The organism is Paenibacillus sp. LjRoot153 (genome assembly GCF_964253085.1).
Taxonomy (GTDB): Bacteria; Bacillota; Bacilli; order Paenibacillales; family NBRC-103111; genus Paenibacillus_E.
Genome location: NZ_CAXUQH020000001.1, coordinates 1975304 through 1989119 on the forward strand (window position 1 = coordinate 1975304; position 13816 = coordinate 1989119).

Sequence of the window (13816 nt, forward strand, 5' to 3'; positions counted from 1 at the left end):
TGGCAATTGTTGCGCGGATAAAACATTTGTAACACAATTGGAACATTCCTGTTACAGTCCTCTAACATAGGAAGGGTATTATAATAAACAAGACCCCCTTTTTTAATATAAACTTTGGACCCAGCCCCGTTGGCTAGGTCCCTTTTTTTGTTTAGAGGCTGAAAAAGAAATAACCCAAGTTCAGTTTCGATAAGGGAGATCGCCTTGACGAAACTGAACCTAGGTTAGGATAGATCATGAAGTTAATCGAATAAATAGACTATGATTGCTGATTCCAGATACGGTATAGAATGACTGCTGCTTCAGCACGTGTGAGCTGATCGTTCGGAGCAAGCTTGTCGTTCTTGCCATATACAATCCCAGATTTCACTAAGGCTGCAGCGCTGTCTTTCGCGTAGCTGGATATACTCGTCGCGTCAGGATAAGCGTCTAAAGTTCCGCCGGCTTGGACTAGCTTACCTGCTGCTGCCATCGCGCGTGTCGTCATCACCATCATATCTTGGCGGGAGATATTGCTGTTTGGCTTAAAGGTATTGTCTTCAAAGCCGGTAGTGATGCCCCATGCCTTCGCGATAACTAGCTCATCATAATAATAAACGGTTTGTGGGACATCGCTGAACATCGCTTCAGTTGTGCCTGTGCTAGGCAATTCAAGTGCTCTGACAAGAAGCGAGATGAAGTCCGCTCTCTTAATGAAACCTTCTGGCGAGAAGCTGTTCTCGGTTGTTCCATTGATGACATCGCGAGATGCCATGGTATCAATAGCTTGTTTAGCCCAAGGCACGTTTTGTAAGTCCCCAAAGGTCTTAAATACGGATGCTATCGCATAGGTGCTGAAATGGGTTGTTTGGAAGACAACCGTTCCACTTGCCGCGTCGTAGCGACCATTTGGAACCGATGTCGCCTTGCCTTGACCATCGATGTACCAAATGACGATATGATCTGTATCACGAAGCTCTTCCGTTGTTGGTGTGTAAGGAATAGCTACAGTTACAGGCGCATTAGGGTTGTTCCATGCAATGACTTTATCGCCTGCTGCTATAGTCAATTCGATAACTGGACGGTTGCCGATTTGTTCACGGGTAGCTGCATCCAAGTTGTCCGTAGAAACCTTAGCTACGCGAATGGACACTTGCTCAGCGTTTTCTGTCACGCCTAACAGCATGTTGCTTGGAATTTGGATTGTCGCGTCTGCTGTATTCATTGAAAGCTCAAAGGTTTCTTGACCTTTCAGGCTTTGTGCAGGCAATTGCACTTCATATGAAGTTGCATTCGCTTGCTTCGGCACTTCGATGACAACTTGTTTCTTCTCGTTTGTTGCAGAAGAGGTTTTCTCAAGCACCTTTTTCAAGGTGTCGCCTGAAATCGTAGCTACCGTGCGTCCATTATCGGTTTTCAATTCAGGTTTGATCGTACCACCAACGCTGCCATTGTCAGTGCCGGTACTAGTGTCAGTGCTGGATCCACTGTCGGAGCCAGTGCCTGTGCCTGTGCCAGGATCAGTGCCAGGATCAATGCTGGTGTTTTTGCCTGTTAGGTTAAGCACGCCGTAAACAGATGTGTCCTGAAAGCCAGTTCCTGTCGTATCGTTCCATGCGGCAACGCTTTGACGAGCACCGCTTTTAGCATCATTGATCTGTACGTCGAAACCAAGCTTCCTATTGTCACTAGGCGTTATTGTATTCAACGGAATCTTCACTTCAACCGTGTAGTTTGTTCCGGAGATATTGGTTTTGGATTCAAAACCAGTTGCTTTACTTGCTGGATTGAATGATTGTTCGTTGTCAAAATTGATTCTGTATTGTCCGTCATCTCCTTCATAGGACGATGTCTTTGCATTATTTTCATCCAAGAAGATTTCGACGGAGTCTTGTTCATAGGTATTTGAGCTGCTTTTATCAAGCTCAGCGTTGCTAACCTGGATCAGAACATACAGGTTTTGATCATCCCATAGAGCTTTTGCTACTCCGCTTGCCCCTTGCCAAGCCTGCTGATACCGGTTGATCGGCATTCCAGGTGTCTGGCTCCAAGCCGCGTCATCAGCTTTCCCGTCGATGGTAGGGGTAGCGTATTTGGCTGTTGATTGATTAGCTTCTGCCACTGGTTCAGGCGGATGTGCGGCCAAGAATGCTGCTGGGTCAATTACGCCATAGTACGAAGGTTTGGCTTGCAGATCGCTATTAAACAATTGCGGATTCTGACTGGCTCTCCAGCTTGTAGCATCATTCAGTCCCCAGAAGGTAACGCGCTCGATACTAGCAGCGTGAGTCTTGAAAATCTGGAACATTCGTGCGTATAAAGAGCCCTGAGCAATGGCTTCTTTCTCGGAAAGGCGAGAGTTGCTTCCTGCCGTAATGTCTAGCTCGGATATGCTCACTTGTACGCCTAAAGAAATAAATTTCTCCAGTGACAGCTTAACATTGTCCGGATTCGTGTTTAAATTATAGTGCGCTTGCATACCGACGCCGTCGATGAGGAGTTTGCCTGGGTGTGTCAGTGCATAGCGATCATTGATTTCTTTGACCATGCTGTAAATAGCCTGCGCTTTATTCTGATTATCTTCGTTATAATCATTGTAATAAAGTTTGATATCCCATGTAGGATGCGTGTCCAGCACTTCTTTTGCAGCCAAAAACGCCTGTTCTACGTAGTCATCTCCGATGGCAGCTTTCCATGGGGATTGACGCAGCGCTGTTGTCCAATTCGTCGGGTTAGATGGGTTATCATTCATCGCCTCGTTGACGACATCCCACGAGATTACCTTGTTACCGTAATGCTCCATGACCGTTTTAATATGGTTCTTCAAGTTGGCAAGAGCCTCAACTCGTCCTAGTGGGAGTGAATCGGTTGTCGTAGTCAACCACGTAGGTGTCTGTTGATGCCATACGAGTACGTGCCCATGCAATTTAAGTCCCGCAGCCTGAATTTTTGTAACAAGTGCATCTTCCGTAGCAAAATCAAATTCTTTATTTGTATTATACGTTTGATCAGGTTTCATGGCATTTTCTGCTGTAACAACATTGTTGTGCAGCTTGAGAAGCTGAAGTCTAACGCCATCCAGATCTGCCGACGATACCGCGTTCCCAATCAAGAAATCGTTTTGATAGGCATCTTTAATAGGAGTTAAATTGGTTTGTACGGCGATTGGCGGCGAGCTCTCAACAAAGCTGATATCGTCGATATAGAAAGAAGCATCTTTGCTGCTAGCGCTTTCCACATATAGGCTCAAAAACTCATCGGGTACCGTGTTATAACGGTAGGTTCCTTCGAATTTAACCCAGCCGTCTTCGGTGCTAATTGTTTTTTTGTCAATCGTATTATAACTTGCGCTTGTATTACCAACCTGTGTGGACAGCTGGAGTTGCGAGCTTCCAGGCGAGATAAGCTTGACCCAGGCCGTAATTTTATATTCGTAGCCCTTATCAACATATTTCTCCACACGTAGTGATGGTCCATGCCATGTTTCTGCTCTGCCTTCTACCTTTAACGCGCGTGTACCGCTTTCGGTATGATTGGCTTCATTGGTGACAGTCAGTGTTTCCGTACCTTTCCTACCGACAAATCCACCAGCTGTTTGATCTTCAAAAGTGATAGTGGTGAAATCTACAGCAGGGAGTCTTGGTGTCTCAACGACAGGGCCAGAAGACACTTTTTCGGTAATCAGGATATCACCAAGGTAGAACGGCACGGCTGCCCCGGCATTGTTCGAATTAATACGCATGGCGCTATCTTTGCTCGTATCCACAGTAAATTCCTTGGTTAAAGTGAGCGCTTTGCCAGCTTCATAATTCATGTAAATCGTATTCTGATAGCCATTTACGGTTTGAAAACCAGCTTGTGCGCCTATGGGCACCGTTACATCAGCGTCAACATAGACGGTTGCGGTTACCGTATAGGTTTTACCATTTTCCAGGCCGATGTCACTAAATTTGAAATCAACCCCGTCCCAGTTGTTAACTCGGTTGCTTACATATAAAGCTTTAGCATCATCATTGCCTGTAAACATTTTTCCGGTGATCAGCGACAGGTTAGCGTCACCTGCTTTCGTTGCTTTTCCTTGACCGCTCGCAAAGGTTTCATGATACATGGTGATGCTCTCGGCAGTCGCAGCTTTCGCAACCGTGGTAAACAGGCTTGATGGTATAGCTAAAGCTGTAACGAGTAAGATTAAGGCGGCTCTAACGAATTTTCGTCTCATATTTGGCAATCCCCTTCTCCATAATCAGTAATCAGCAAATTAGTTAAGCGTTTACATTTCGTTGAAAACATCTCCTTTCCAACGTAATTATAGCTTGATCAAAAACACGTTTAACTAAAGAAACTTTACATGATACTGTAATTATTAAATAAAAATCGGGTTGTGTTGCAGGAAATACCTTGACCCTAAGTCGAAGGCGCCAAACAGCAAGCAATAATTTTCCCGTATCTTGGATAATCTAACTAACTAGATAACTAGGCATAGTCCTGAAGGAGGAAACATGGTGAGTGAAACAACGTTATACGATAAGCTTGGCGGAGAAGAAGCGATCACGGCAGTGGTGGACTACTTTTATGAGCTGGTTTTGGCGGATGAGACGGTCAATCACTTTTTTAACAACACGGATATGGAGAAGCAGCGTAAGCATCAGGCGAAATTTTTTAGTTTTGCGTTAGGGGGGCCGAATCAGTATACCGGGGCGTCTATGGCGAAGGCGCATGCAGGAATGAATTTGCAGGAAGAGCATTTTACAGCGATTGCGACTCATCTTCATGATGCGCTTGCTCATTTTGGGGTGGGGGAAGACGAGATCAATCAAGTGTTGGCGAAGGTGTCGACGTTGAAGGACGATATTTTACATAAATGAGTGTTCGTTAAAAAAGAGGATTCCCAAAGGCCATTTATGTGGGTATTCCTTGCTGTTGAGCTATTTTCCTCGAAAATAAGTGATCTTTAGCAACTTTGACCGTGATCGCATGCACGGGGTTATTTACTCTAAAGATATTTGCAAAAAAAGGGACCCAGCCACATAGGCTGAGTCCCTTTTTCCTTTACCGTTCCGAGCGATAAATCTCCTTTACTAAGCGATAGGCCAATTTCGGCTTGCGATACTCGCTCAGCAATCCTTTATTATTGAAGCTCCGCGCGCGATCGCGGAAGTAAGGTCGGTCACTCCGCACATCGACGCGAATATCGGCGAAATGCCAAATGAGCGTTCCGACGATGCGAGGGTCGTCGCGGAAGATTTTCAAAGCACGCGTGACGACATCAGCTTGGTAGTCTTCACTGAACAGGCGTGGCTCCCAGCCCGCATCGCCAAAAATACCCGCCGCGCCGAACTCGCTCATGATGACAGGCTTGCCAGCAGCGCCTTGTTTCTCCGCATTCATGAAGTAGTTCTGCAGCATAGTACTAAATCCGTCAACGCTGCCTTCATACCAGCCGTAATATTTGTTAATCCCGATGACATCGAAGTAGGATAATACGATATCTTCCTCCGGTTGCATTGTTGCATAAGTGACGAGTCTGCTGGCGTCCATGCTGCGGATTTTGCTCACGAAAGCTTTCGTAAGCTCGAGCGCTTCCTGGGTACGTGTATCGATTTCGTTATGCGCTCCCCAGAAAATGATAGAAGGATGATGGTAATCGCGGCTGATCATTTCGCCCAGCATGTTAACGCCGCGCTCTCTGAAGATCGGGCTTGCCAGTGTTTCCACACTCATGAAACAGCCCCACATGGGAATCTCACTCCACAGCAGCATCCCGTGCTCATCGAGTAGATCGATCCAGAACTGGCTTTGCGGATAGTGTGACCCACGAACGATATTACAGCCCATGTCGGTCAAAATGTCCAGATCTTTCAGCATCAGCTTCGGCGGGAAAGCAAATCCCCATTCGGGATGCTCCTCATGACGATTCACGCCTTGTAGATAAAGCTTTTTGCCATTTAACAGAATATCGCTGCCCTGAACCTCAACCGTACGGAAGCCTGTCCGATCGATAAGATCATCTTCACCAGCTTTGACAGTAAAGGTATAGAGTGCAGGTTGGCCGACATCCCAACGTTTAATATTCGCCAGGCTACCTCTTAGCGAGAGGCTAGTCGTTTGACCCGCAGCAACCACGATATGACCAGCGGAGAGGGAAAGTCCATCAGTACTAGCACTTACCTCAATCTGACAGTCTTCTTGACTTAACGAACTGACTTGAATTTGCAGCTGAACATCAGCTGAATCGTCCTTCAATTGATAATCGATTTTCATGGAATCAATGTAGACATCCGGCAGCTCCTGAAGCTCAACAGAACGAATGATGCCCCCGTAGGAGTGCCAATCTGCGATGTCCGTCGGTAAAGTCTGCCAATCAACGGTATTATCAACACGAATCACGAGTTCATGCTTACCTGCTGTTAGGTGGGGGAGAATCATAGAGAACTGTGTAAATCCGCCAAAATGGTAGCCAATATGCTGGCCATCCACGTACACATCGGCATGGTGAAGAATGCCTTCGAATACGAAGCGAATATTCGCGTCTTGCAGCGTATCAAAATACGTACGATACCAGGCGGCGCCAATATAATCGTAAGTACCTAATTCGTTATTCCAACAGGAAGGGACAACGGACTTTTTTGATCCGGCAGGGAAGGCGGAGGCCCAGCCCTCAGAAACCCCTTTATTATCAGGATCCGTGATGAAATCCCATAATCCATCCAAAATTCGGCTAGGTCGCAAGTTATGCTGCTGAAAAGTACGTATCACAATTGTTAAGCCCCTTTCATGTATGTTTCGTAAAGCGTATCATAGAAGAAGAGTCAATTTGAATGGATAAACCTCATCTCTATTTGTCAAAATCGCTACAAGGCTGGTGAACGATTTCATTGAATAACCACCGTATTTATCATCATCGGCTTTCGTATGAGAAGCCTCCCGAACCTGGTTGGAAAGATATTCGAAATACAACAGATGTGCACTCGCTGTATTGGATTAGGAGTGGCGAAGGGGAATTCCACCATGAGATGAATGAAGTGCCGCTGCACGTGCAGGCCGGGAGTTTGTTTTATTTGAAGCCCGGGTTTAAACTGAACATGACGTCTTCAACAGACAAGCCGTTATGCATTAGGATGCTCTTATTTGATGCTTTTGATATTCCTTATGAGCATCTTAATTGGCTGAAGCCGGTTCCGGTGGAGGAACTGCGGATCCCCTTTTATAAACATTACACGTTAGAGCAATCAGATTGGCTTGAAGCACAGTTTACTCGCTTATGGTCAATGAGAGGAACAGATCCGCATGAACGACAGGCGGAATTCCAGTATGTCTTATCACGATTAATCCAATTTATGAAGGATACGGATACGTCTAGCGATCCCTACATGAAAGCTTTTCAGCAAGCGAAGCTGTGGCTGGAAACCTGCTATCATCAATCTATTCGGTTGGAAGAGCTGGCGAAAACCTACCATATCTCCGTGTCGCAATTACGCAAAATGTTTATGAAGCACGTCGGCATTTCTCCCAAGGCGTATCTAAATCAGATTCGGAATGAGCAGGCGAAGACGATGCTCTTACTGACGGATGAACCTATGAAGGCGATCGCGGATGCTTGTGGATTTGCAGATGAGTTTCATTTTGGTAAAATGTTTCGAGTATGGAACGAGATTTCACCCGTTCGTTTTCGAACAATGAACAAATAGAGAGGGGCTAACCGAATTATGGGTGCCGAAATAGAAAGAAAGTATTTATTGCCCGCATTTCCTGCGGCAGAACTAGCGAATAACGAGCTGATTCAAGTATCCAAACAATACATTTACCAAACGTATTTGGCTTTCTCTGACGATCAAGAAATTCGCGTGCGTCAGCTGGTAGACAGCTCAGGAGAATCACATTATACACATACGTTCAAGTCGGGACATGGGATGGTTCGAGAAGAAGTAGAATACAGCATTACTGAGCCTATCTACAAACAATTGCTGGAGCGCACAGGTTTAATTCCATTAGAGAAGATTCGAACGACCCTCGAAGCGGATGGGCTTACGTATGAAATCGATGAGTATAAACAAATTGACCTGCTTGTCGTTGAAGTCGAATTCTCTGATTTGCAAGCTGCGCAGCAGTTTGTACCGCCTACCTGGTTCGGCAGAGAGCTGGGTTCGGAAGAAGAGTTCCGTAATAAGTCGATGTGGGTAGCTTTACAGAAGCGCTAATTACATTGGGGAAAGGTGGTAGAAAACGATGCCTAGGCCGCAATTGGTACTTGATGTTGCAGGTGTACTTGTGACGAATTTTTCACCGCAAGCATGGGCTGGTTTTCCAAGTAGCAGTGATGACGAGTCACAGGTCAACTTACCTCATCGTTTTAAGGAAATTAAGAATGATTTGTGGATTGGTAAAATGACAGAAGAGGGCTTTTGGATTTGGTTGAACGAATTGTTCCCAGCGTTGGCTAGCTAGGTGGATCGTTCTTGGATACTCCAGCAATTAAAGCCGTTAGCGGCGATGAAGCATTTGGAGGCTTGGGGTCAGCACGCAGATATTCACTTGCTAAGTAATCATCGGATTGAATGGCTGGCCCTTCTCCTAGAACCTATTCTTCCTTTTTTGAAAAACACAACCATCTCCAGTGAGGTTGGCTACTGTAAACCGAATCGTGAGGTATACGAGCTGGTTCAAACGCATTTTCCGAAAGAGCAAGCGGTGGTCTTGTTTGTAGATGATCAAGAGAAAAACCTAGTGCCAGCCAGAGCGATGGGTTGGCACACGTTGCTGGCCGATGCCGAAGAGGCTTGGATTGCGCAGGTTACGGCATTTTTAAATAAGCACGATTAACATGTCCCCCTCTCGGATTCATTAGCGAAGTATGAGTAAAAAAAATGCTTAGCTAAAATTCTAGACAGAAGTTTTACAACAATTACTAGGTATTATCTAAGTATTGTATGAACTTCTAAAGGAATTGCGAGGGGCCATTCATGAATTTAGTCCACTATTATCGTCAACAGTTTGTTGAGTTAACAGCCCAGTAGATTATGAAACCGTATAGACCTTACATAATTCGACATCTATAATAAATGTAGATGGACGAGATCGCAATCCGATGGGGTGAGTACGATGTTGAAAGACCTGCTAAACAATTTCTCGCTTGTAGCTGTATTTGTATTTATATCTATTCAAATTTTTTACTCCCCTAAATTACAAAAGGCAGCAAGATGGAAATTTCAGATAGGAGCAGGCGTAACGCACGGACTTTTCGGGGTTATGCTTGCTTATACTGGGGTCCATGTGAGTGAACGGCATATTCTAGATTTGAAAGCGATTGCAATCCTGATGGCTACCTTCATTGGTGGGGGTGTATCTGGTATTGTTACGACGGTTGTCATCATTATTGGCCGGACGATGATAGATCCTGCGGTTTTGTTTCGCGTATCGCTATTAGGTTTCATTATTTATGTGGGTTGTGTGCTTATTCATTATTACATCCGAGACTATTGGAAGAAATGGATGCTGCTCGTCTTATGTCCAGTCAGCGTGTTATTCGTTGATATGGTCATTATTTATAAGCTTCCTGCTACGGAGCTTGTTATTCCGAATTTACTTTTGCATTTAGGGGCGGGCATGTTCGTTGCGGGACTTTTCCGCTATTTTTTACGCTCCGAAGAACTTAAAGGGCAAGTACGGCATATGCAGCAGGAGCTTTCTGATATTCTTCGTTTTCAACCTGGTCTTACTTTTAAGCTCAAAAAAATACAGAATACATTGGTTTACACAATCATTGAGGGTCAATTATTGCATCAGCTTGGGCTTAAGCCAGATGACTATATCAATAGGAGTGTTCAGACGGTTCCGTATTCTTCTAAGGAAGTTGCGCAATTCTTGCAATCCAAATTTGAAGAAGCTTACGAAGGAAATCAAGTAGCCTATGAGATGGATGTATTTGGAAAGGTTATTTTCACAACGTTACAGCCCGTTTTCGATGGCGAACAGGTCGTTGAAGTCATAGGATCGGCGACGGATGTTACCGAGAGGAGTTTGGCAGAACGTCGTATTCAAGAGAGTGAAGAGCGAAATCGGATTCTCGTCGAGAACTCGCAGGAGGGCATTCTTGGTTTTACAACCGAAGGTGAGATTACATCTGTGAATCAAGCGGCATGTCATCTTTCACAAACCACAGCTGAGGATATGCTGGGTCTTACAATGACTGTTTTTTTACCCCTATCCGAGCAGGAACTTTGGGAGCAGCACTTTCAAGAAGTGCTAACTAGTGGAGATAATGTAAGGTTCGAAATCTCGATTCCTTCTTCGGAAGGTACCAGAAGAGACTATCGTGTTACACTTTCAGCTTATCATCATGCCTCTGGGGAAGTGAAAGGGATTGTGGGGACCATTCACGATTTTACCGAAGCCTCCATGCGCCATGCAGCCGATCATGCGAATCAAGCTAAGAGTCATTTTATTGCCAAAATGAGTCATGAAATTCGAACGCCTTTGAATGGAATTATCGGGCTATCTCAACTGTTAGGGAAAACGCCGCTCTCCGAGCACCAGAAGGATTACTTAACCAATATTACATCTTCTTCGCACACGTTGTTAGGTATTATTAATGATGTATTGGATTTTTCCAAAGTAGAAGCAGGCAAATTAGAGGTGGAACGAACGAGCTTTAATCTGGACGAGCTGCTGAAGGAGCTTTCCAGTATTTGCAGTGTACTATCGAAAAGCCAACCCATAGAGCTTATTTTCAGCACGCCTGCGGAGCTGCCCAGACGACTTCTCGGAGATCCGCTTCGGTTGAAGCAAGTTTTACTTAATCTCTGCAGCAATGCCATTAAATTTACGAGTGCAGGTTATGTGATGCTGCACATTGAGTTCGGTCCGCAGACATCCAGTGAGGAAATGATGCTGCGATTTAGCGTTGAAGACTCGGGGATTGGTATTTCGGCAGATCGGCTTTCCTACATTTTTGAACCTTTTTCTCAGGCAGATGGTTCAACGAGCCGGGAGTATGGAGGAACTGGTTTGGGACTGCCTATCAGCCAACATTTGATTACGCTAATGGGCGGCGTGCTCCAAGCAGAAAGTACAATGGGAAGCGGGAGCCGTTTCACATTTGCCTTACCTTTTCAAATCATTGAGCAAGACGATCCTGATGAGTGGGATATTGGGGAGGGGAATGAGCCTTATCGCGTGATGGTTGTCGAGGATCATCCCCTTATGCGAAACAGCTTGCAGGATACCTTAGAATCCTTTGCCCTCATCGTAACGACGGTTCCTTCTTGGGGTTCGTTGTTTAAATGGCTAGGCGGGAAAGAAGCCGGGGAAGATGACTATCATTGTCTCATCCTGGATATGGAAAGCGATGATATGTATGGCCTTGAGACATGGCAATCTCTCCTCGCTTCGATTCGCAGAGTTCGAACGCGCTTAATTTGTCTGACATCCTCTATGGGGAAGGAAGAGCTGCTTACACTCCCTGAGGAGATAAGGCCTGATGCGGTGCTTGTTAAACCGATTAGTCGACTAGAGCTGTATCAGACGTTGGAATATTTATTCCATCCTAAGCATGAGTCACGGGTGGCTGAGCATGGGAAGATGCCCAATCCTTCTGTTACAGAGGAGGAATGGGGACACATTCTACTGGTAGAGGACAATGAAATTAATCAACAAGTGGCCATGGAGCTGCTTGAGGAACAGGGCTATAGGGTCACGTTAGCGACAAATGGTCAAGAAGCGCTAGATACACTGGAAAAAGGCGAATTTGCGTTGGTCCTAATGGATATCCATATGCCAGTTATGGATGGCGTCGAGGCAACAAGGCTTCTACGTCTGAACCCAAAATTTCGTGAATTGCCGGTCATCGGGCTTACGGCTAATGTGGTTAAACAAGACCAAGAAGCGTACATCCGAATGGGCATGAACGATGTGATAAGCAAACCGCTGGATGTGAAGTTGCTGTTTCGAATCATTCACAAATGGATGGAGCCAGAGAAGAGGAGGGAGCAGGAGCGAAGCTTCAAGGAACCTCAACTGGTTGACGGAGAAGAAACCCCTTATTACCAAGCTATCTCCGCGATAGACTGGGAGGGAGTTTTGGCCCGAGTGGAGGGGAAAGAGAGTATTCTTCTCGTTATGCTGCAGCTGTTCAAGAAAAATTACAGTGACTTCGCAGATCAGCTGTGGGTCCATCACCGTGAGGGAGATTGGGTCGCTGCCAAAAGAGCTGCGCATACGCTAATCGGTGTAGCAGGCAGTTTATCGGCAGAAGCACTGCATGCGGGAGCTGTGAAACTCCAATCAACAATTCTCCTTGATGAGAATTATGAGGACCAGATTGCCAAGATCGCAGTGGAAATTGAGCGCATTATCGTTTGTATTCCGGACGAAGCGTAAGCACGTCTATAGCACCTTAAGTACACACTCATCATGATCCTCTTGTTTACAAGGGGGGAAGGATGAGGAGATACTCAAGGTTTTTATTGTATAGGACAACATTGGGAGACTGATGTTTCAGAGGAACAGGCTGAGCAGGCTACTCTAGGGAGTAGCGAGCACATACATCACGCTAACGGCCACGATGGCCGTTATTAAGCTCAACATAGCCCCACACCTATGCTAACGGACCCTACGGCCGCTATTTCGCCCAAACCCCCTGATTCTAGCCCGATTTCCTCTCCATAGCATACGCTGTGTCCGTTAGTGAATCAGGAGCATCGAATTCTAGCAAATAGCGTCGAATGTGTCCGTTAGCCGCGCCCCTCCCAACAATCATAGTCTCAACTGAACAGGGGGGGGGGCGAGCACATATGATCAGCGAGCGCGCATGAGGAGCCAGTGAGGAGCCAGCCCAACACGCTAACGGCCACCATGGTCTTTATTAAGCCCAATTTAGCCCCACACCTATGCTAACGGACCCTACGGCCGCTAATTCGCCCAATCCCCTGATTCTAGCCCGATTTCCTCTCCATAGCGTACGCTGTGTCCGTTAGCGAATCAGGAGCATCGAATTCTAGCAAATAGCGTCGCATGTGTCCGTTAACTCACACCACCCCCCACACACTATCACAACCTTAACTGAAATGTGCGGTATCGTTGACGTCCGCCTACGACAGTTAAGATTTGTTTCTCAACGAGTTGATGCAAAATCCGCCTTGCATGGCGATCTGAGAGACGAAGGTGTTCAGCAATTTCTATTGGTGTAATTGGCCGCAGCAAACGACGAGCAAAACGCAATGCTTCTGCCTCTGCCCAATCCAAACCAGTTGATGCATCGGCTGAAAGAAATTTCCCGACGAATGACAGGATAAGCTGTTGGCACTGCTTCGGATCTTCTTTGATGGACAAATAAGCAATAGGCATAAAAGTCCACCCATCTAGGGTTAGCAAGCTATGCCGCATGCATAAATCCTTAAATCTTCTAACATCAAGATCTCTTGCATGCGATCCAAATCCCTGTATTTCGATCCCACCTTTTACGCCTCCAGGCATATAGGCCAGATCCAGATAGCGGTAGCCATTATTGAAATCGCGTACCTCCCACTCGGGATACAAGTAATTGAAATTGCCGATGGCAGGAAACCAGATGCAACGTAAAAACTCAATTGTTCCGTGGCCCAACCCTTTCTCTAACAATTCGCGCCTTCGCTGATTTACGGTCCCAGTCCCAGCATGCACGATCATCTCCTGCATCCATTCGTCATATTTATGCTCAAATGACATTCATCTCAGCCTCCTGTAAATTGTCAGAAACCAACAAAAACCGTTCCACTACATAGCTCACATTGAGCTTATGCAATGAAACGGCGTGTGCTTCACTCCGTCCAACATTATTAAACATAGTATAGAAGAAAAGGAC

At 45.8% G+C, this 13816-nt stretch carries 9 protein-coding genes; 6 read left to right on the plus strand and 3 right to left on the minus strand.

The genetic code is table 11. The annotated features are described in order from the left end of the window. Positions 1 to 259: 259 nt before the first annotated feature. The gene (locus ACSQ8P_RS08700; RefSeq protein ID WP_436234812.1) at positions 260 to 4198 is read right to left on the minus strand and encodes an endo-1,4-beta-xylanase; all 3939 of its coding nucleotides are present in this window, start codon (positions 4196 to 4198) and stop codon (positions 260 to 262) included. Between the two features lie 280 nt (positions 4199 to 4478). On the opposite strand from ACSQ8P_RS08700, the gene ACSQ8P_RS08705 reads away from it, so the two are divergent. Then, entirely contained in the window at positions 4479 to 4844 is a 366-nt protein-coding gene (locus ACSQ8P_RS08705; protein WP_436234813.1) for a group I truncated hemoglobin, read from the plus strand. A 184-nt stretch (positions 4845 to 5028) separates the two neighbouring features. Here ACSQ8P_RS08705 and ACSQ8P_RS08710 read toward each other — a convergent pair whose 3' ends face one another. Further along, positions 5029 to 6735 carry a glycoside hydrolase family 2 protein gene (locus ACSQ8P_RS08710; protein ID WP_436234814.1) on the minus strand — a complete coding sequence of 569 codons (1707 nt, stop codon included), beginning with the start codon at positions 6733 to 6735 and terminating at the stop codon, positions 5029 to 5031. A 119-nt stretch (positions 6736 to 6854) separates the two neighbouring features. On the opposite strand from ACSQ8P_RS08710, the gene ACSQ8P_RS08715 reads away from it, so the two are divergent. From ACSQ8P_RS08715 to ACSQ8P_RS08735, 5 genes are all read left to right on the plus strand, one after another. After that, the gene (locus tag ACSQ8P_RS08715) at positions 6855 to 7667 is read left to right on the plus strand and encodes an AraC family transcriptional regulator (protein ID WP_436234815.1); all 813 of its coding nucleotides are present in this window, start codon (positions 6855 to 6857) and stop codon (positions 7665 to 7667) included. A gap of 18 nt (positions 7668 to 7685) precedes the next feature. Next, positions 7686 to 8177, plus strand: coding sequence for a CYTH domain-containing protein (locus ACSQ8P_RS08720; RefSeq protein WP_436234816.1), 492 nt, complete (start codon positions 7686 to 7688; stop codon positions 8175 to 8177). 28 nt (positions 8178 to 8205) lie between these two features. Continuing rightward, entirely contained in the window at positions 8206 to 8424 is a 219-nt protein-coding gene (locus ACSQ8P_RS08725) for a hypothetical protein (RefSeq protein ID WP_436234817.1), read from the plus strand. After that, positions 8425 to 8799 (plus strand): HAD-IA family hydrolase, encoded by a 375-nt coding sequence (locus tag ACSQ8P_RS08730; protein WP_436234818.1) that lies wholly within the window; start codon positions 8425 to 8427, stop codon positions 8797 to 8799. It abuts the gene before it with no gap. A gap of 279 nt (positions 8800 to 9078) precedes the next feature. After that, the gene (locus tag ACSQ8P_RS08735) at positions 9079 to 12354 is read left to right on the plus strand and encodes a response regulator (protein WP_436234819.1); all 3276 of its coding nucleotides are present in this window, start codon (positions 9079 to 9081) and stop codon (positions 12352 to 12354) included. Between the two features lie 669 nt (positions 12355 to 13023). Here the strand turns inward: ACSQ8P_RS08735 and ACSQ8P_RS08740 are convergent. Then, positions 13024 to 13680 (minus strand): transcriptional regulator, encoded by a 657-nt coding sequence (locus ACSQ8P_RS08740; RefSeq protein WP_436234820.1) that lies wholly within the window; start codon positions 13678 to 13680, stop codon positions 13024 to 13026. Positions 13681 to 13816: the final 136 nt, after the last annotated feature.

What these genes read in the sequence shown, in the direction of transcription:
- ACSQ8P_RS08720 (WP_436234816.1), top strand. Translation starts at nt 7,686, where the DNA reads ATGGGTGCCGAAATAGAAAGAAAGTATTTATTGCCCGCATTTCCTGCG.
- ACSQ8P_RS08740 (WP_436234820.1), bottom strand. Translation starts at nt 13,680, where the DNA reads ATGTCATTTGAGCATAAATATGACGAATGGATGCAGGAGATGATCGTG.
- ACSQ8P_RS08735 (WP_436234819.1), top strand. Translation starts at nt 9,079, where the DNA reads ATGTTGAAAGACCTGCTAAACAATTTCTCGCTTGTAGCTGTATTTGTA.
- ACSQ8P_RS08725 (WP_436234817.1), top strand. Translation starts at nt 8,206, where the DNA reads ATGCCTAGGCCGCAATTGGTACTTGATGTTGCAGGTGTACTTGTGACG.
- ACSQ8P_RS08705 (WP_436234813.1), top strand. Translation starts at nt 4,479, where the DNA reads ATGGTGAGTGAAACAACGTTATACGATAAGCTTGGCGGAGAAGAAGCG.
- ACSQ8P_RS08700 (WP_436234812.1), bottom strand. Translation starts at nt 4,198, where the DNA reads ATGAGACGAAAATTCGTTAGAGCCGCCTTAATCTTACTCGTTACAGCT.